This window comes from Microbulbifer sp. S227A (genome assembly GCF_049800935.1).
The window spans coordinates 499,399-518,274 of the sequence record NZ_JBNAFZ010000002.1 but is presented as its reverse complement, the minus strand read 5'-3'; the positions used below and the strand labels follow the sequence as shown (position 1 = coordinate 518,274).

General features: G+C 64.6%; 18 protein-coding genes. 15 read left to right on the top strand and 3 right to left on the bottom strand.

Going from position 1 to position 18,876, the window contains the following annotated elements; translation table 11 throughout:
* The first annotated feature begins 10 nt into the window (after positions 1–10).
* The 12 genes from ACP15R_RS07355 (at position 11) to ACP15R_RS07300 (ending at position 10,719) form a co-directional block, all read left to right on the top strand.
* A complete protein-coding gene (locus ACP15R_RS07355) occupies positions 11–1,057 on the top strand; it encodes an ester cyclase (RefSeq protein WP_424985747.1) in 1,047 nt (348 codons plus the stop codon).
* Positions 1,057–1,821 (top strand): SDR family NAD(P)-dependent oxidoreductase, encoded by a 765-nt coding sequence (locus tag ACP15R_RS07350; RefSeq protein ID WP_424985746.1) that lies wholly within the window; start codon positions 1,057–1,059, stop codon positions 1,819–1,821. Before ACP15R_RS07355 ends, ACP15R_RS07350 begins: the two co-directional genes overlap by 1 nt.
* Positions 1,818–2,837 carry a LacI family DNA-binding transcriptional regulator gene (locus ACP15R_RS07345; protein WP_424985745.1) on the top strand — a complete coding sequence of 340 codons (1,020 nt, stop codon included), beginning with the start codon at positions 1,818–1,820 and terminating at the stop codon, positions 2,835–2,837. The genes ACP15R_RS07350 and ACP15R_RS07345 overlap by 4 nt, the downstream gene beginning before the upstream one ends.
* Positions 2,834–3,823 carry an ester cyclase gene (locus ACP15R_RS07340; protein WP_424985744.1) on the top strand — a complete coding sequence of 330 codons (990 nt, stop codon included), beginning with the start codon at positions 2,834–2,836 and terminating at the stop codon, positions 3,821–3,823. Before ACP15R_RS07345 ends, ACP15R_RS07340 begins: the two co-directional genes overlap by 4 nt.
* A 152-nt stretch (positions 3,824–3,975) precedes the next feature.
* Complete coding sequence (locus tag ACP15R_RS07335; RefSeq protein WP_424985743.1) at positions 3,976–4,938, top strand: cupin; 963 nt, start codon at positions 3,976–3,978, stop codon at positions 4,936–4,938.
* A 7-nt stretch (positions 4,939–4,945) separates the two neighbouring features.
* A complete protein-coding gene (locus ACP15R_RS07330; RefSeq protein WP_424985742.1) occupies positions 4,946–5,575 on the top strand; it encodes a class I SAM-dependent DNA methyltransferase in 630 nt (209 codons plus the stop codon).
* On the top strand, positions 5,572–6,270 hold the full coding sequence (locus ACP15R_RS07325; protein WP_424985741.1) for an alpha/beta fold hydrolase: 699 nt from the start codon (positions 5,572–5,574) through the stop codon (positions 6,268–6,270). The genes ACP15R_RS07330 and ACP15R_RS07325 overlap by 4 nt, the downstream gene beginning before the upstream one ends.
* Entirely contained in the window at positions 6,267–6,962 is a 696-nt protein-coding gene (locus tag ACP15R_RS07320; RefSeq protein ID WP_424985740.1) for an RraA family protein, read from the top strand. The genes ACP15R_RS07325 and ACP15R_RS07320 overlap by 4 nt, the downstream gene beginning before the upstream one ends.
* A 207-nt stretch (positions 6,963–7,169) precedes the next feature.
* Positions 7,170–8,201 (top strand): TRAP transporter substrate-binding protein, encoded by a 1,032-nt coding sequence (locus ACP15R_RS07315; RefSeq protein WP_424985739.1) that lies wholly within the window; start codon positions 7,170–7,172, stop codon positions 8,199–8,201.
* 50 nt (positions 8,202–8,251) lie between these two features.
* The gene (locus ACP15R_RS07310) at positions 8,252–8,785 is read left to right on the top strand and encodes a TRAP transporter small permease subunit (RefSeq protein ID WP_424985738.1); all 534 of its coding nucleotides are present in this window, start codon (positions 8,252–8,254) and stop codon (positions 8,783–8,785) included.
* Positions 8,786–8,787: 2 nt separating this feature from the next.
* Complete coding sequence (locus ACP15R_RS07305; RefSeq protein WP_424985737.1) at positions 8,788–10,152, top strand: TRAP transporter large permease; 1,365 nt, start codon at positions 8,788–8,790, stop codon at positions 10,150–10,152.
* A 24-nt stretch (positions 10,153–10,176) separates the two neighbouring features.
* Complete coding sequence (locus ACP15R_RS07300) at positions 10,177–10,719, top strand: redoxin domain-containing protein (RefSeq protein WP_424985736.1); 543 nt, start codon at positions 10,177–10,179, stop codon at positions 10,717–10,719.
* Positions 10,720–10,747: 28 nt separating this feature from the next.
* Here ACP15R_RS07300 and ACP15R_RS07295 read toward each other — a convergent pair whose 3' ends face one another.
* Together ACP15R_RS07295 and ACP15R_RS07290 are read right to left on the bottom strand one after the other, a co-directional pair.
* The gene (locus tag ACP15R_RS07295) at positions 10,748–13,261 is read right to left on the bottom strand and encodes a cation:proton antiporter (RefSeq protein ID WP_424985735.1); all 2,514 of its coding nucleotides are present in this window, start codon (positions 13,259–13,261) and stop codon (positions 10,748–10,750) included.
* A 90-nt stretch (positions 13,262–13,351) separates the two neighbouring features.
* Positions 13,352–14,113 (bottom strand): IclR family transcriptional regulator, encoded by a 762-nt coding sequence (locus tag ACP15R_RS07290; RefSeq protein WP_424985734.1) that lies wholly within the window; start codon positions 14,111–14,113, stop codon positions 13,352–13,354.
* Between the two features lie 162 nt (positions 14,114–14,275).
* Between ACP15R_RS07290 and ACP15R_RS07285 the strand changes: the two genes are divergently transcribed.
* Positions 14,276–15,493 carry an NAD(P)/FAD-dependent oxidoreductase gene (locus ACP15R_RS07285; protein WP_424985733.1) on the top strand — a complete coding sequence of 406 codons (1,218 nt, stop codon included), beginning with the start codon at positions 14,276–14,278 and terminating at the stop codon, positions 15,491–15,493.
* Between the two features lie 12 nt (positions 15,494–15,505).
* Here the strand turns inward: ACP15R_RS07285 and ACP15R_RS07280 are convergent, their stop codons facing one another.
* Entirely contained in the window at positions 15,506–16,132 is a 627-nt protein-coding gene (locus tag ACP15R_RS07280) for a TetR/AcrR family transcriptional regulator (protein WP_424985732.1), read from the bottom strand.
* A 147-nt stretch (positions 16,133–16,279) separates the two neighbouring features.
* Here ACP15R_RS07280 and ACP15R_RS07275 point away from each other — a divergent pair, with 147 nt between their 5' ends.
* Positions 16,280–17,839 (top strand): MFS transporter, encoded by a 1,560-nt coding sequence (locus ACP15R_RS07275; RefSeq protein ID WP_424985731.1) that lies wholly within the window; start codon positions 16,280–16,282, stop codon positions 17,837–17,839.
* Positions 17,836–18,858, top strand: a complete 1,023-nt coding sequence (locus tag ACP15R_RS07270) for an HlyD family secretion protein (protein ID WP_424985730.1) — start codon at positions 17,836–17,838, stop codon at positions 18,856–18,858. The genes ACP15R_RS07275 and ACP15R_RS07270 overlap by 4 nt, the downstream gene beginning before the upstream one ends.
* Positions 18,859–18,876: the final 18 nt, after the last annotated feature.

Below are 18,876 nucleotides of genomic sequence, written 5' to 3'. Positions count from 1 at the left end.
GTGAAAGACGATGGACCAACTCGGCCTCAACAAGGAGCTGATTGCGATACTGCGCAGCGCGATGCGGGATTTTGCCCAAGCCCCGGTGCGCCGCGCGCTGGAGCAGGTGTTTGCTGCCGATGCCACAGTCCACCTGGCGCATCCGCTTGGCGACCTGTCCGGCCCGGCGGCGCTCTATGAGCACGCCTATGCCCCGCTGCTGGCGGCTTTCCCCGATCTTGAGCGCCGCGACTGGATCGTCATGGCCGGGGAAACCGGGCAGGGCGATCACTGGGTCGGCTGTGGCGGGCATTACGTCGGTACCTTTTGCGCCCCGTGGCTGGATATTCCGCCGACCGGGCATGTCGCCCATATGCGATTTCACGAATTCTATCGCATCGAGGCGGGCAGGGTCGTCGAGATGCAGGCGATCTGGGACATTCCCGAGCTGATGATGCAGGCCCGCGCCTGGCCGATGGTGCCGTCGCTGGGGCGCGAAATGATGGTGCCGGGGCCCGCAACGCAGGACGGGTTGGTGCCCGGCCCCCGGGATGCGGCGCGGGCTGACATGTCCTGCCGGCATATCGTCGACATGCTGGCCCATCTGGTGCGGCACCCCGCGCAGGGTGGTCCCCAAGTCATGCAGATGGAGCGGTTCTGGCATCCGCGGTTCAACTGGTACGGGCCGGCGGGCATCGGCACCGCGCGCGGGATCGCGGGGTTTCGCAACTGGCACCAGATCCCGTTCCTGTCCGCCATGCCGGATCGCGGGGCGCATGATGCCGACTTGGTGTTCCATTTCTTTGGCGATGGCGATTATGCCGCCGTCACCGGCTGGCCGAACATGCAACAGACCATCAGCGCCGGCGGCTGGCTGGGTATCGCGCCGGCAGGGCGCGAAATCACGCTGCGCAGCCTTGACTTCTGGCGGCTGGAAGACGGATTGATCCGCGAGAACTGGGTGCTGGTCGACCTGCTCGACATCTATGCGCAGCTGGGTGTCGATGTGTTCGCGCGGTTGCGAGAATTCAACAAGGCCCGCACCCTTGGCCCGATCACATTGCCCGGAGAATATTGATGCCCCTGCCAAAGACACCTTCCTTTCGACTCGACGGAAAACGCGCCCTTGTCACGGGGGCGAGTTCGGGAATCGGCCGGGCCTGTGCGGTGGCCCTTGCCGAAGCGGGCGCGCATGTGGTCGTCGCCGCCCGGTCCGCCGACAAGCTGGCGGCGCTGGTCGATGACTTGCAGTCGGCGGGGTTCAGCGCCGAGGCGCTGGCTCTGGATGTGTCCGACATCGCGGCGACCGGGCGGGCGGTGGCCCAAAACGGTCCTTTTGACGTTCTGGTCAACTCGGCTGGCCTGGCGCGCCATGGCCCCGCAGAGGACACCACCGAAGAAGACTTCGATGCGGTTGCGGCGCTGAACCTCAAGGGGGCGTATTTCCTGACACAGGCGGTCGCCAAGGGGTTGATGGAGGCGGGCAGGCCCGGCTCGCTGATCAACATATCCAGCCAGATGGCCAAGGTGGGCGGCGTCGATCGCGCGGTCTATTCCGCCACCAAGCACGCGGTCGAAGGGTTCACCAAGTCGATGGCGATCGATTGGGGCAAACAGGGTATTCGCATCAATACCATCTGCCCGACCTTTATCGTCACACCCCTGACGAAACCCACATTCGACCGCCCCGAACGCCGGGCGTGGATCGAGGACAAGATCAAGCTGGGCCGGATCGGCGAGGTCGAGGATATCATGGGCGGCGTGGTGTTTCTTGCGTCCGATGCTTCGGCGCTGGTCACCGGAACCGCGCTGATGATCGATGGGGGCTGGACCGCGGAATGACCGGCCCCAGGGTGACATCCTCGGAAGTGGCAAGGCGCGCGGGCGTGTCGCAATCGGCGGTCAGCCGGGTGTTTACCCCCGGTGCATCGGCGTCGCAAAAGACCGTCGACAAGGTGCGCAAGGCGGCGGCAGAGCTGGGGTATCGGCCCAATTCGCTGGCGCGGGCCATGGTGTCGGGGCGGTCGCGGATCATCGGGCTGGTGGTCGCCTATCTTGAGAACCACTTCTATCCCGAAGCGCTCGAGAAACTGTCCAATGCCTTGCAGGAGCGCGGTTATCACGTGCTGGTGTTCCTTGCGCCGAACACGGCGGCGCAGATCGACAACGTGGTGGCCGAAATCCTTGACTACCAGGTGGACGGGATCATCGCCGCTTCGGTCGCAATGTCCTCGGAACTGTCCGCGCTATGCCAGGCAGCGGGCGTGCCGATGGTGTTGTTCAACCGCTCGCAGAACGGGCCGGAGATGTCCTCTGTTACCTCGGACAACATCGCCGGGGGCCGCAAGGTGGCCGAGTTCCTGTTGGCCGGGGGGCATCGCAGGATCGGCTATATTGCCGGGTGGGAAGGGGCCTCGACCCAGCGTGACCGCGAGGCAGGCTTTGTCGACAGGCTGGCCGAGGCGGGCGTCGCCCTGCACGCCCGTGGGGTGGGCAACTTCCAGATGGCGACCGCCGCCGCCGCCACGCGCGAGATGTTTGCCCAGGATCCGCCCGACGCCGTCTTTGTCGCCAATGATCACATGGCCTTTGCGGTGATGGATGTGCTGCGTTCCGAACTTGGTCTCAGAGTGCCGGGCGATGTTTCGGTCGTGGGCTATGACGACGTGCCCACCGCCGCGTGGCCGGCCTATGACATGACAACCGTCAGGCAGCCCGCCAACCGCATGGTGGCCAGCACCGTGGAGTTGTTGCTCGATGAAATCGAAGGCAAGGCAGCCGGCCCGCGCCGCATTGAAATCGACGGACCGCTGATAATCCGCGGCTCTGCCCGTGTACCGCAAGGATGGCACTCATGAAGGGTTTTGACCCGAAGTTCCGGGATTTCCCCGACTATATCATCGGCATCACCAAGGAGATCTGGGAAGATCGCGGTCTTGCCACGCTGCATGCATATTACGCGCCCGATATCGTGGTGCGCATGCCGGGGTCGGTGTCGACCGGCAACCGCAACGTCATCGCCGCGACCATGGCGACGCTGGCGGAATTTCCCGATCGCACCCTGTTGGGCGAGGACGTGATCTGGTCAGGTACGCCGGAAGAGGGGATGCTGAGCTCGCATCGCATCCTGTCCACCGCGACGCATCTGGGCGATGGCGGGTTCGGCAAGGCGACGGGCCGCAAGCTGACCTACCGGATCCTGGCAGATTGTCACGCGGTCAACAATGCCATCAACGACGAATGGCTGATCCGCGACAATGGTGCCGTGGTGCGCCAGATGGGCTGGGAACCGGTGGAGTTTGCACGCGACCAGATCGCGCGCGAAGGCGGGGCCGAGACCTGTATCAAACCCCTGACGCCCAGGAATGACCTTGCGGGGCCCTATGCCGGGCATGGCAATGACAATGGCTGGGGCCAGCGCTATGCCGATATCCTGACCCGGATCATGAATGCCGACATGGCCGCGATCGAGGCCGAGTATGACCGCGCGGTGCACTCTGAATATCCGGGCGGCCAGACTGGCCATGGCCACGCCCCGGTCGATCGCTTCTGGATGGGGCTGCGCGCGTCATTTCCCAACGCGACATTTACCATCCACCACCAGATCGGCCGCGACGATCCCTCGATGCCGCCCCGCGCCGCCATCCGCTGGAGCCTCTGGGGCAAGCATGACGGTTGGGGCGTGTTTGGCGCGCCGACGGGGGCCGAGATCTACGTACTGGGCATTTCGCACGCGGAGTTTGGCGCGCTGGTTGCCGGAGAGCCCCGGTTGCGGCGCGAATGGACCCTGTATGACGAGACCGCGATCTGGAAACAGATCCTGCTTGCGACGGGCGCGTATTGAATGCCGGGCATGGGTCTCAGACTTGATGCCAGCCAGTGCGCGCGCCGGTATCACACCCATCGCGCCTCGTTGCGGGCGCGACGCCTGAACAACCGTCCGCCGGGCGGTCGGGATGTCACCACGATTTCCCGCATCTGAACAGGACAAGACACATGAGCACCATCCAGCAACGCATCGTCCGCTATGGCGAACTGAAACCCTGCAAGACCGCCTTTATCGACGCCCATACGCCGGGGTCGGATCAAAAGGAAAACTTTACCATCATCGGCGGCGGCGTATCGGAATCCCCCGATCAGCATGTCCATATCACCGACAGGATCGGTTTCAACATCGGTGCCGCCGGCCAGCCGCCGCGATGCCGCAATTCCCTGCACAGCCACACCACCGCCGAGGTGTTCTTTGTCGCCAGGGGGCGCTGGCGGTTCTTTTGGGGCCGTCATGGCACCGCCGGTGAATTCGTTGCCGAAGAGGGCGACATCTTCAACATCCCCACCGGCATTTTCCGGGGGTTTGAGAATATCGGCACCGACTATGGCATGATCATGTCGATGCTGGGCGGAGACGACGCGGGCGGGGGCGTCACCTGGGCACCGCAGGTGATCCAGGATGCCAGCGATCACGGGCTGGTTCTGGGTGACAACGGCGTGCTCTATGACAGCAAGAAGGGCGAGACCTTGCCCGAGGGGATCGGCCCCATGCCGTTGCTGACCGAAGAGCAGATGGCCGCCTATCCCGAAGTGCCCGTTGACGCGGTGATCGGCAAGTATGTTGCGCGCTATTGGGACCTGATGGCGCTTGGGGCCAGGGCACCGGTGACGGTGATCGGCGAAAACGGGGTGATCCGCGACAAGCCGGGGTTCGAGGTCGATTTCCTGACCCGTGGGTCGGCGGTGACGCAGCCTGTCAAAGGCGACAGGCCGGTGGTGCTGATGCCGGTACGCGGGCATTGGCGGATCAACATCGATGGGCATGAGGTGATCCTGTCGGGCGGGGATACGGCGCTGGTGATGCCCGGCGAAAGCTATGTGGCAGAACCGTCGATGACTGGCGAGGCCAGCCTCTATCGCGTCACCGCCACCGGGGATCCGGCGGGCGCAACATGGACGGCGGGCTGAGCCGGTCATGAGTGACCCCATGCAACAGCCCGCGCCCAGCACCCGTGACGTTTACGATGCCGAGGCGGCGGAATATGATCGCACCCGGTCGCGCAAGCTGTTCGAGGCGCGCTGGCTGGCGCGGTTTTCCGACGGTCTGCCCCGCGGTGGCAAGGTGCTTGACCTGGGCTGTGGCGCGGGCGAGCCGATTTCCGCATGGCTGATCGCCGAGGGTTTCGCGCTCACCGGGATGGATTTCGCACCGGCGATGCTCGACATCGCGCGGCGGCGCTGGCCCGAGGTCGATTGGCGTCTTGGCGACATGCGCGAACTGAACCTTGAAGGGCCGTATGACGGCATCGTGGCCTGGGACAGTTTCTTTCATCTCACCCGTGATGAACAACGCGCCAGCCTGCCCCGGCTGGCGCGACACCTCGCCCCCAATGGCAGTCTTCTGATCACCGTGGGCGATGGCGATGGCGAGGCAACCGGGCAGGTCGGGAATTCGACGGTATATCATGCCAGCCTGTCCCCGGCGGAATATGCCGGTATTCTCGAAGAGAACGGCATGCGGCTGACCGGATTCCTGGCGCGAGACCCGGACTGCACCGGCCATTCCGTCCTGATGGCCCGCAAGCTGCCCGAGGAGCAAGCATGACATATCCCCTGATCCTGTTGCCCGGCATGATGTGTGACGCGCGGTTGTTCCGGCCGCAGATCGATGCCTTGTCGGGTCGGGTGGCGCTGATGACGGCCCCGGTTGGCGGGCATGACACGATGCGGGCTCTCGCTGCCGAGGTGCTGGCCAATGCGCCGCCGCGCTTTGCCATTGCCGGTCTGTCGATGGGCGGCATCCTGGCAATGGAGGTGGTGCGCCAGGCGCCGGATCGTGTCGCGGGGCTGGCGCTGATGGATACCAACCCGCTCGCCGAGCTGGACGAGATCAAGGCCCGCCGCGCCCCCCAGATCGCCGCGGCCGAGGCGGGAGAGCTGGACCGGATCATGCGCGATCAGATGATCCCCAACTACCTGCCCGAAGGGGCCAGCAACACGGCGATTACCGATCTGTGCATGGACATGGCGATGGGGCTCGGGGCCGGGGTTTTCGTGAACCAGTCAAAAGCGCTGCGCGACCGGATCGACCAGCGCGACACGCTGCGCGCCTTTCGCGGACCGGCGCTTGTGCTCTGCGGACGTGGCGACCGGCTCTGCCCACCCGAGCGGCACGACCTGATGCATGATCTGATCCCGACAAGCACGCTGGCCGTTATCGAGGGGGCAGGGCACCTGCCGACGCTGGAACGGCCCGAGGAAACCACGGCGGCGCTGAGCCGCTGGCTGGAGGACGTATGAAACAATCCCTTTTGGACCTTTTGCGCAAGGTCGATACCCCCACTGTCTGCAACGCGATCGAAGTCGCCCAGGGCAAACGCGGCTTCGATGCTTTCACGCGCGGCACGATGCTCTGCTCTGATCCCCGGGCCGGGGCGATGGTGGGCTATGCGCGCACCGCCAGGATCGCGGCGGTTTCCGCACCAAGCGAACCCGCGGACGTGATCAAGGCGCGTCGGATGGCGTATTACCGGCACATGTCACAGGGCCCGCGCCCGGCGGTGACCGTGGTGGAAGACATCGATTTCCCGCATTGCATCGGGGCCTATTGGGGCGAGATCAACACCACGATCCACAAGGGGTTCGGCATTGCCGGCGCGCTGACCAACGGTGTCATGCGCGATCTTGGCGATTTGCCGGAGGGTTTCCCGGTGGTTGCCGGCTCGATCGGCCCGTCGCATGGATTCGTTCATGTCCGGGAAATCGGCACCCCGGTGACGGTCTTCGGGCTCGGCATCCGCGACGGCGATCTGGTCCATGCGGATCGTCACGGGGCGTTGGTCATTCCTGAAGACGTGGTGCCCCTGCTGGAGGCGGCGATCACGAAATTGCTGTCGACCGAACGGCTGGTGCTCGACCCGGCACGGGCCGAGGGGTTTGATTTCGACGCCTTCCAGGCAAGCTGGGCCGCGTTCGAGGCCGCGCGGACCTGAGCCACGCTCGGCCGATGGCGGCGCGTTCGGGTTGCTGATCGGCGCGCGGACCTCTGGTTGAGCGGATCCAGGCCGCATTTCCGCATGACTTGTTTGGTGCCGGACAGGGGTTTGCCTTGTCCGGCCCTTTGCGATGAAAATGCAAATTCCCCTTTACTGTTCACGTGAACAATGGCATGTTAACGTGAACATAGGGAGGGTAACCTAATGAAATCTGCACTATTCGCGCTTGGCGCGGCGATGTTGACGCTGGCACCCGTCGCCAGCGATGCCCGGGAAATCGAGATCCAGTCGCTCTATCCCGGTGGCCTCGTGCTGCTTGGCGAAGGGGGGGTAAAGCTGGCCGAACGCGTAACACAGCTCAGCGGAGGCGACCTTGAACTGACCTTCCGCAATCCCGGCGAACTGGTGCCCGGCACCGAGATCTGGGATGCGCTGTCCTCCGGGGCGATCGAGGCCAGCTGGTATGCGACCGGTTTCGCCGAAGGGATCGTGCCGTCCGCGTCGCTGTTCACGTCCTTTCCCTTCGGCCCTGATATTCGCGAATATTCGGCCTGGTGGTATCAGGGCGGCGGGCGTGAACTCTGGAACGAGATCACCGAACCCTACAACATCCATTCCGAACTCTGCACGGTGCTTGCGCCCGAAGCCTCTGGCTGGTTCCGCGAGGAAATCACCGGTCCCGAGGATCTCGACGGGCTGAAAATGCGGGTCTTCGGGCTGGGGGCGGCGGTGATGCAAAAGCTTGGCGTCGCCGCGCAATCGCTACCGCCGGCGGATATGGTCACGGCCCTCAACCTTGGAACGATCGACGCCGCAGAGCTGTCGATGCCGTCTTCCGACCTTGCCTATGGCATGTACGAGCACGCCAAGCACTATTATTTCCCCGGCTGGCATCAGCAGAATTCCTTCATCATGTTCATGATGAACAAGGACAGTTGGGACGGGCTGGAAGACAATGAACGGCTGTTGATCCGCACGGTCTGTGATGCGCTGGTTGCGGAAACCGTGGCGCAGGGCGAGGCGATCCAGATGGACGCGCTTGAGACCCTGGTCAATGAACACGGGGTGATCCTGCACCGCTGGTCCGATGACATGCTCGACATCTATCGCGCGGCCTGGGACGAGGTCGTGGCCGAACGCTCGGCCCAGAGCGAGGAATTCGCGCGGGTCTGGGCCCATGTCAGCGCATTTCGCGAGAACTTTACCCAGTGGAAAGAACTTGGTTTTGTCGAGTGATTTCAAACGCATCGCGGTTTGAACCGGCCCCAACTGGCAGGCGTTAGATCATGCAGAAACTCTTGGCTATCTCCGACGCAGCCGACGCGCTGTGCCGCATGGTCGCGCGGCTGAGCGGCTATCTCCTTCTGGTGCTGACCGCGGTCATTCTCTACGATGTGATCGGCCGCAAGTTCTTTGCCACGGGGTCGTTCAAGCTTCAGGAACTGGAATGGCACCTGCACGGTGCCATTGCGATGCTCGGTTTCGGGTATGCATATACCCGCAACGCCCATGTGAGGATCGACATCTTTGCCGGGCTGATGTCGGCGCGCTTCAAGCTCTGGCTCGAGATCGCCGGGGTGGTCCTGTTCCTGATCCCGTTCATGGGGCTGGTTGCGTGGTTCGGCTATGAATTCGCCGAACGGGCTTTTGCCAGGGGCGAGACATCGGTGGGCGGGCTTGGCCTGTCGCATCGCTGGATCATCAAGTCGGTCATCCCGGTCTCGGCCGTGCTGACGATTGTCGGCGGCGTCTCGGTGGCGCTGCGTTGTTTCGTAACCCTGCGCCGACCCGATCTCTGCGCCAATCCAATCGGGAGCTGACCATGGAAATGGTGACGGAACTGCTGCCTGCGGTCATGTTCGGCACGCTGGTGCTGGGGCTTTTTTCGAACCTGCCCGTGGGCATCGTGCTGATGGCGATTTCGCTGATCTTCGGCGGGCTGGCCCTGATGCTGGGCGAGATGCGTTTTGCCCAGATCACGCTGATTCCCAACCGCATATTCGGAAGCGTGATCGACAACCCGGTGCTGGTCGCCGCTCCGATGTTCGTATTCATGGGCGTCGTCATGGAAAAGACGCAAGTGGCCGAGGACTTGCTGCTGACCTTGCAAAAGGTGCTGTACCGGGTGCCCGGCGGTCTTGCGCTGGCGGTGGTTTTGATGGGAACCATCCTGGCGGCGGCAACCGGTATCGTCGGGGCCTCGGTGGTGATGCTGACGGTGCTGGCCTTGCCGACGATGGTGCAGCGGGGCTATGATCCGGCGCTGTCATCGGGCACCGTGGCAAGTGCCGGAACCCTGGGCATCCTGATCCCGCCATCGGTGATGCTGGTGTTCATGGGCGACCTGATGTCGCTGAACCTGGCGCGGCTGTTTGTGGCGGCGTTTCTGCCGGGGCTGATCCTGGCGGGTATCTATCTTGTCTATATCGTGCTGCGGGCCTGGCTCGATCCGGCATCGGCACCAAAGGCGGGCGCGGATGGCACGGCGCCTGACCGGGTGACGCTGGGCGAGCTGGCCTTTTCGCTGGTGACGCCGCTGTTCATCATCATCGCCGTGCTCGGTTCCATCCTGGGCGGGTGGGCAACACCGACCGAAGCCTCGGGCGTCGGTGTCGGGGCGGCGCTGCTGCTCGCCGCGCTGCGGGGCAAGCTCTCGATGCAGGCATTGAACGGTGCGATGGACGGCTCGATCCGCACCCTCGCGATGCTGTTTCTCATCTTTGTCGGGGCAACCGCGTTCAGCTATCTGTTCCGCGTGCTGGGCGGGGATGACTTTATCGTCGATACCGCGCGCAGCCTGAACCTTGGAGACTGGGGGCTGCTCCTCATGATGATGGGGATGGTCTTTGTGATGGGGTTCTTTTTTGACTGGGTCGAGATCACCCTGATCCTGCTGCCGATTTTTGCGCCGATCGTCGACCTGATGGATCTCGGCGACCATATCGCGAAAACCGACCTGATCTACTGGTTCGCGGTGCTGGTTGCGGTGAACCTGCAAACATCCTTTCTGACCCCGCCCTTTGGCTTTGCGCTGTTCTTTCTCAAGGGCGCGGCGGGGGACCTGGTCACGATGCGCCAGATTTACCGGGGCGTCGTTCCATTCGTGCTGTTGCAACTGCTGGCGCTCGGCGTATTGGTCTGGAAACCGGCCATCGTGATGGCGTTGCCCGGGCTTCTCTTGAACTGACACTGCAATCCTGGAGGTTATATCGTGTCCGTGAACCGTCTTGTATCTGGTCAGGCCTTTCCTGACGTATCCGTGCCGCTTGTCGGCGGCGGAGAAATGACCCTTGGCAAGCCCAAGGAGGGCAAGGACTGGCAGGTCGTGGTGGTGTTCCGCGGCAAACATTGCCCGATCTGCACGCGTTACCTCGGGGAATGGAACGCGGCGCTTGGCAAACTGGCCGAGATCGGTGTCGATTTCGTTGCCGTCACCGCCGATACCGGGGCCCGCACACAAGAGCAGATCGCCGCGCTCGATCTCGGATTCCCGGTCGGGTACGATCTGAGCGAGACCGACATGGCCCGCCTCGGGCTCTATGCCTCGCAGCCCCGGAACGAACGCGAAGGCGAGCGCCCCTTTTCCGAACCCGGGTTGTTCGTGGTGAATGGCGATGGCGTGTTGCTGATTGCCGATATCTCCAACGTGCCATTTGCGCGCCCTGCGGTTTCCGACATGGTCAACGGGCTTGGCTTTATCAAGGATCCGGCAAACGACTACCCGATCCGGGGAACGCACGTCTACGCGTCATAGGGCTATGCCGCGCCCGTGACCGCGATGGTCATGGCTGTTCCCCGGTTTCGGGGAACAGGCGCGACGGTTCGATGCCCCGCTTTTCGGCGCTGGCCTGAACCGCCTTTCGAACGGCCTTGCTCCGGTCGAGCAGCCGGCGGAACCGGTCTTGGTCCAGCACCAGAAGCGTGGTCGGAGCGATGGCGCGGACCTCGGCGCGGGGCAGTTTCTGCATCAGGATCGCCATCTGCCCGAACATCTCGCCACGGCCAAGCCGCCAGGTCTGAGCGGCGCTCTCCAGTTCCACCGCCCCGGACGAGATAAAGAACACCCGCGTCGCGGTCTCGTCCTTGCGCAACAGAATGTCGCCGGCATTGACATAGCGGGATTCCAGCACACGCCCGAGGCGTTTCAGCGTCTTGTCGTCGAGGCTGGCAAACAGCGGAAACTGCCGGACAAGCGCCGCCTTTTGCAGGGCGATGTCCAGGTGTGGACGCAGCTCGGCGGCGGCGCGGCGGGCGTTCAGATCCTGCATGAGCGAGGTGTATACCTCGGCCCCGATCAGCCCGTCCTCGCGCATCACCGTGTATTCCCGCTCTTCCAGCCGCAGCGCGGTGCGGCGGATAAAGCGGCGTTCCAGCTTTTCCGCGTAACCGGGATATTGCAGCCGCAGCCCTTCGAGCGCGGTTTCCACCGCTTCGATCCGGCGCGACAGCAATTCATGCAGCAACTCGGCGACGCGCCGCCCGTGAATGCGGCGGATACGGCCATCGATAAAGGCACCGAGATCGCGCAGGATCAGCCGCTGCGACAGCAACAGCTCGAAGCGGTCGGCGGTGATCCGGGCCAGCAGGCGCGAGATGCCCAGCCGGCGGTGCAGCAACACGGCGGCGCGAAACCACCGGCCATAGGCAGAGCTGCGGCGGCCGGCACGTTGATAGCCGCTGCGCCCCTGTGTCCGCGCGCCCTCCATCAGCCGGTCGGCATCGGACAGAACCTGTTCCGCCATCCGGGCCGAGATCGTCCGTTCACGCAGGCGGAACAGGATGGTGTCCCGCTCGTGACCGGCCAGCGCGATCAGGCCCAGGGTGATCCGGTCGCGATCAAGGATGTCGGCGCTGTCCTCGGCCATCTTGACCGCGGCGTCCAGACGTTCGGCAAAGCTCTTGGCCTCGGAGCGCACGGTGTCGCGGCTCAGCTCATAGTTTCCGGTGGTGCTGGCCACGTCTTCGCGCACGGTCTGCAAGGCGACCGCGACCACCTGGCGTGAAAGCGCCTCGTCGATCGGGGACAACCGGTCGAGCCCCAGCCGCCCGATGACCCACCGCAATGTCGTACCCTGTGCCAGCAGGGTAAACAGGGTAAAGCCCGTAGCGAGAATGCCCACCACGCGCTGGATCCCGTCGGGCACCCGAAAGCTCTCGGTCACCGCCAGCGCCAGCGCCAGCGTCACCGCCCCGCGCAGGCCGCCCCACAGGATCGCCACGCGATAGGGGCGGTCGACGGCGGGCGACAGTTTGAACAGCGTCAAGAGCGGCAACAGCCCGAACAGGATCACCGCCCGCGCCGCAACTGCGGCGATGACCACCACCAGAACGAGCAGGAAATCCCCGATCACCGCATCTTCGAGCAGGCGCGGAATCAGCAGCGCCGCCAGGATAAAGATCAGCGCACCGGCCCAATGCGCCAGCACGTCCCAAAGCTCGCGCAGCTTGGTCCAGGCTTGCGGCGGCAGGCGGCCCGGCGCCGTCAGGTTCATCGTCAGCCCGGCGGCGACCACCGCGATCACGCCCGACGCGCCGATGCTTTGTTCGGCCACGATATAGGCAAGGTAGGGCAACGCCACCGAGATCGAGGATTGCGCCAGTTCGTGGCGGCTGAACAGGGCCATGATCCAGACCGCGAACCGTGCCGCGATCCAGCCGGTGACCGCGCCGCCGATGATCAGCATCGGAAAGCGCGCAAGCGCTTCGCCGAGATCAGGGTCGGGAATGCCCAGCATCACGAACCCCATGAACAGGCCAAACAGCGCGATGGCGGCGGCATCGTTCAGCAGGCTTTCGCCCTCGATGATCCGCACCAGCCGGCGCGGGGCCGAAATGGAGCGGAAGATCGAGACCACCGCCGACGGATCGGTGGTGGACACGATCGCCCCGATCAGCAGGCAGGCGGCGAGCGGCAGCGTGCTGGCCCAGGACAGCGCATATCCGACGCTCAGGGTTGCCACGACCACGGCCACCACCGCGAGCACAAGGATCGGAACCCAATCGTCCAGCATCCGGCGCAGGTTCATCCCCAGCGTCGCCTGAAACAGCAGCGTCGGCAGAAAGACATAGAGGAAGGCGTTGGAGCGGATCGGCAGACCCAGAATTGCCTCGGCCACCGGGTTCAGCGCGTCTGTCAGCTCGGTTTGCAGAAAGAAGATCGCGCCGGCCCCGATCATCACCCCAAGCACCGCGAGGATCACGCTGAAGGGCAGGCGCAGCCGCGCGGCCAGCGGTTCGGCGGCCCCGATGACCAGGAACAGCGAGGCGATGATGGTGGTGACGAGAACGATATCCATGAGACTCAAATACCAGATGTGGCTGTCGGCGCAGGTGCGGTCTTTTGTATCGGTGCGCAAGCGCAATCGCAGCGAAGCGCGATGTTCTGCTCAGGCGGGGCTTTGGCCAAAGCCGACGGCGATCGCCAGAGCCGCCCGGCGCAGATCCGCCAGAGCGCCGGCAAGCCGTGTCATCAGGTCATCCTCGCCGACCGACCATAGGCTCAGCGCCGCCAGCGTCTGGCCCCGGTCGTCGAGGATCGGGACCGCGATACCGCAGATCTGCCTGAATTCCTCGCGGGCGCTGACCGCAAAGCCCTGTTCTCTTACCCGTGCGATTTCCGCCCGCAGGGCGGGGGCATCGGTGATGGTGAATTCGGTGCAACCTTCGAAATCATACTGCGCCAGCACCGCGTCACGCCGCTCATCGCTCATCCCCGCCAGGAACAGCTTGCCCGCCGCCGTGGCGTGCAGCGGCGAATGCTGCCCGACCCGGGGGGCCAGCCGAAACGGCGCGCCGCGTTCATTTGTATGCACGAACAGCACCGACCGGGCATCCAGGACCGACAACGCGACCCGCAGCCCGGTATCGCGACCCAGGGTGTTCATATGCGGGGCGGCCACGGTGGCCAGGTTGCGGGTGGTCTGGGTCTGAACCCCCCACCGCATCAACCGGGGCCCCGGGCTGTAGGTTTGGCGCTCGCTGTCATAGGCCAGCGCCTCGGCGTCCCGCAGCAGCACAAGCAGGCGATGCGCCGAACTGCGGGGCAGGCCGCTCATGTCGGTGATCTCGGCAAGGGTAAGCGCTGCGCGCGCCCCGGCCACAAGGTCGAGGATCGCCATCGCCTTGGTCAGGATCGAACTCTCGGGCATGTGGTTTCCTTTGCGGTCTTGACAAGATGGCGGGATATGATGCAACTATCCCATGATAGAGGTGTTTCATCCCATAATGCAAGACATCCTGATGCGAACCCGGCCGGGATCACGCACGAGACGCCGTTCTATCCCCCTCTCGACATTCAAGGAGTCTGGAACATGACACGATCCACCAGGGTTGCCGTGATCGGCGGCGGCATCGTCGGCTGTGCGGTGTTGTACGGTCTGGCCAAGCGCGGCTGGAGCGATGCCCTGCTGCTCGAACGACGCCAGCTGACCTCGGGCTCGACCTGGCATGCGGCTGGCAACACGACCTATTTCGGGCCCTATGCCGCGATGACGCGGCTGTTCACCGGGTCGATCAAGACCTATCTCGAAGCCGAGGCCCTGTCGGGGCAATCGGTCGGTTTTCACCAGACCGGCAGCTTGCGGCTCGCCACGAGCGAGGCCGAACTGGCGGCCTATCGGGCGCTGGAACCGCTATATGCCGGGCTGGACATACCCTATCACGTGATTTCGCCCGCCGAGGTGGCCGGGATCTATCCGCTGCTGAACGTGGACGATCTGTGTGGGGCGGCGCATACGCCGACCGATGGCCATGTGGACGCCTCGGGGGCGACCTATGCGTTGGCCCGGGCCGCGCGTCAGTCCGGTGCCGGGATCATGACCAACACACCGGTTGGAGCCATCGAACGGGCGGGGTCCAGGTGGCGCATCCGCACCGATGACGACATGATCGAAGCGGATCACGTGGTGCTGGCCGCCAGCTTCTGGACCCGTGAACTTGCCGAACCGCTTGGGTTGAACCTGCCGCTCTATGCGGTTCAACACCACGAATTCATTACCGAAAGAGTCGCGGCGCTGGCAGCAAATCCGGTCGAGCTGCCCACCGTGCGCGACCCGCGCGCACCCGCCAATATCCGGCAGGAACGCGATGGATTCCTCTGCGGTGTCTATGAGCAGAACCCGGAATTCTGGGCCATCGACGGCATCCCCAAGGATTTCACCGAAGAGCTGTTGCCGCCCGACCTCGACCGGCTGATGCCGGAGCTTGAGCGGGTGATCGAGCGGCTTCCCTGTTTCGGAGAGACCGGGATCAAGACGGTCAATAACGGCCCGATCTGTTACACGCCCGACGGGATGCCGCTGCTCGGGCCGGTTGCGGGGTTGCCCGGCATGTGGCTGGCCAGCGGCTTTACCGTGGGGATCGGCACCGGGGGCGGCGCGGGGGATTACCTGGCGCATTGGATGGTGAACGGCGCGCCGGAATATGATCTGGCCATCACCAACCCGGCGCGGTTTCCAAACGACATGGACCGGGCGACGATCCTCGCCCGTATCGCCGCGACCTATGCGGCCGGTTATGCGCTGAAATAGCCGGTCCGCCTGTCATACGGAATCGGCGCGGATGCCATCCAGAAAGGTTGCCGTAGCGGTTCTCGCGCGCAGGCGAAGTTCGGCGGGGTCCGGCGCCTCGCGTTGCCCGAGCAGCAGCTCGAACATCAGGTCGCCCCGGACCATGCCCAGGAAATGCGTCGCGGCCAGCTCTGGGTCATCGACCCGGACCTCGCCTCTCTGGTCCGCGACCGTCAGCGTCCGGGCCAGCCAGTCGCGGCCGCGCCGGGGCCCCAGTTCGAAATAGATGCGGCCCAGTTCGGGGAACCGGGTCGCCTCGCGCGTGATCAGCCGATAGATGCCGCGGGTGCGCGGGTTGGTGACAAGCTCCAGCAAGCGGAGCGCGAATCCCTCCAGCGCCTCGTCGATCCGCTCGGTGCTGCCCGGTTCCGGGACCGGCTCGCTGAACAATTGCTCGGCATTCTCGACCACGATGGCCTTGAACAGCCCCGCCTTGTTACCAAACAGCGCATAGATATTGCGCTTGGAGCCGCCAACGCGCTTGATGATTGCGTCAATGCTGGTTTCCGCGAAACCCTGTTCAAAGAACAGCTCTGCCGCCGCCGCGAGGATCGCGTCGCGCCGTTGGCCGCCGCCTTGCCATTCTTGCAAACCTGCCATGTCATCACTCCATGTTGACGCGGTAATGGGCGTTACCATATCCCTGCGATCAAACGGTAATTGCGATTACCGGCCGATTCAAGATGTCCCGGGCGGTCAATGGCCGCGCCGGACGCCGCCGCCGCTTTCGCCAACACAGGGCGTATTATGACCATTGCTGCCATGCCTCTTGCGGATCGGGCCGACCGGCCCCCCCTGATCCCCGCGCCCGTCGCGGCGGCCCTGACCGGGGTGCTGATCTCGGCGATGATGTCGGGGCTGAACAGCCGTGCGAGCAGCCTCGCGCTGGCGGATATTCGCGGCGTTCTGGGCATCGGCATCGACCAGGGTTCGTGGATCGCGACGCTTTACTCCGCCGGTGAGCTTCTGGTCATGCCCTTTGCGGGCTGGTTCGCGGTCACGTTCAGCGTACGCCGGTTTTATCTGTGGGTGTTGTGGATCGCGGCAGGGATCGCGATGGTCACGCCGCTGATCCAGAACACCCAGCTGCTCTTGGTGTTGCGCTTTGTGCAGGGCATCAGCGCCGGCGCGTTGATCCCGCTGCTGATGATGATGGCGCTGCGCTTCTTGCCGCCCCCGATCCGGTTGCACGGGCTTGCGCTGTATGCGCTGACGGCGACGTTCACGCCGAATATCGCCATCTGGGTGGTCGGCCAATGGAGCGACGGTGTTGGCGATTTGCGATGGGTCGCGTGGCAATTCCTGCCGGTTGCGGTGTTGTGCTCGGCGCTGGTGGGGTGGGGCTTGCCCCGTGAGCCGGTCAATTGGGCGCGGTTTCGCGACATGAACTGGCTGGCGCTGGTGACCGGTGCGCCGGGGCTGGCCCTGATCGCCATCGGCATCGCACAGGGCAACCGGCTGGACTGGCTGAATTCACCGCTTGTCTGCTTCTGCCTGCTTGCAGGTGCGTTGTGCATCCTGGTTTTCCTGGTCTCGGAATGGACCCATCCCGCCCCGTTCATCCGCTTTCAACTGCTTGAGCGGCGCAACCTCTATGTCGGGTTCACCGCCTTTGTCGTTATCCTGATCGCGCTGTATTCGGGGGCGTCGCTGCCGCTGGATCACCTTGCCGCAACCCAGGGCTACCGCGCCATGCAGGCCGCGCCGCTGGGGTTGCTGATCGGTTTGCCGCAATTGCTGCTGGGCTTTGTGGTGGCGGGGCTGCTGTACAACCGGCGGGTCGATGCCCGTTTGCTCTTTGCGGCGGGAATGGCGCTGATCGGCGCGTCCTGCATGGCGGCGGCGCATCTTGACGACACCTGGACATGGCGCGAATTCGTTCCCGTGCAGCTGATGCAGGCGGTGGGCCAGCCGCTTGCGATCATCCCGATGCTGTTCCTGACCACCAGTGTCGTTGCCCCGTCCGAAGGCCCGTTTATTGCCGGTCTGGTGAACACACTGCGGGCTTTCGGTACGCTTGCGGGGGTGGCGCTGGTCGGGCGGCTGGAGGTGGTGCGTGAACATCTGCACATGACGGTACTCAGCGATCGTCTGGGCCTGGTCATCAACCACCTGCCATCGCAGGCGGATGTGGCAGGGGCGGGCGCGGTCATTTCGGCACAGGCAACCGCGCTGACCAATGCCGATGTCTATCGCGTGCTCGGCGTGCTGGCACTGGCGGTCGTTCCCGCCGGGCTGCTGTTCCAACATATCCCGGCGCCGGGTTCCGAACCCGCCGCGCCCCACAACACGGACAAGCCATCATGAACAGGAAAATTCTATTGCTGGGGGCGCTTGGCGCGGCAATCGTCGCGGCGGGTGTGCTGATCAACCGACCGGAATCCGCCCGCGCGGTCCAGTCCACGACCGATGCCTATCTACAGGCCGATTTCACCAATGTCGCCCCCCGCGTCAGCGGCACCGTGACCGAGGTTCTGGTGCGCGAGAACCAACAGGTCCGGGCGGGCGACGTTCTGGCCGAGCTGGACAAGCGCGACCAGTTGATCGCCGTGCAGACGGCACAGGCGGCGCTTGATGCGGCGCGCGCGAATCTCAGGGTGCTGGAAAGCCAGCAGCGCATCCAGGCGTCGATCATCGAACAGTCGGATGCCGCGATCGAAGCCGGCGAGGCGACGCTGAACCTTGCGGTGACGGAAGAGCAGCGCACGCGGCAATTGTTCGAAAAGAACTCGGTGCCCCAACGCACGCTGGACGAGGCCGTGACCGATCTGGCGAATGCGCGGGCCGCACTGCACAGCGACCGCGCCTCGCACGAGGCGGCCCGGCAGCAGCTCGCGGTATTCGATGCCCAGATCGAGGCCGCCCGCGCCAGCGTCGCACAGGCCAGCGCACAGCTGGACCAGAGTCGGCTGGTGCTGTCCTACCTGACGATTACCGCGCCGATTCCGGGACGCATTTCGCAAATGAACCTGCGCGTCGGGGCCTATGCGGCGGCGGGGGCCACGCTGACCGCGATCGTGCCATTGCAGGACATTTATATCGAGGCGCGTTTCCGCGAGGGGCAGCTGGCCCGTGTCGCGCCGGGCCAACCGGTCGAGGTCACGGTCGACGGGCTTCCGGGTATGCGGTTCACCGGACGGGTCGACTCGGTCGGTGCGGCCAGCGGCGCAACCTTCAGCCCGGTGGCGGCGCAGAATGCCACCGGCAATTTCACCAAGGTCGCTCAGCGGCTGCCCGTGCGCATTGCGCTCGACCCGGGCCAGCCGGGCATGGACGCGATGCGCGTCGGCATGTCCGTGGTGCCCGAAATCACCGTGACGAACTGACAGGAGGCGCAGGATCAC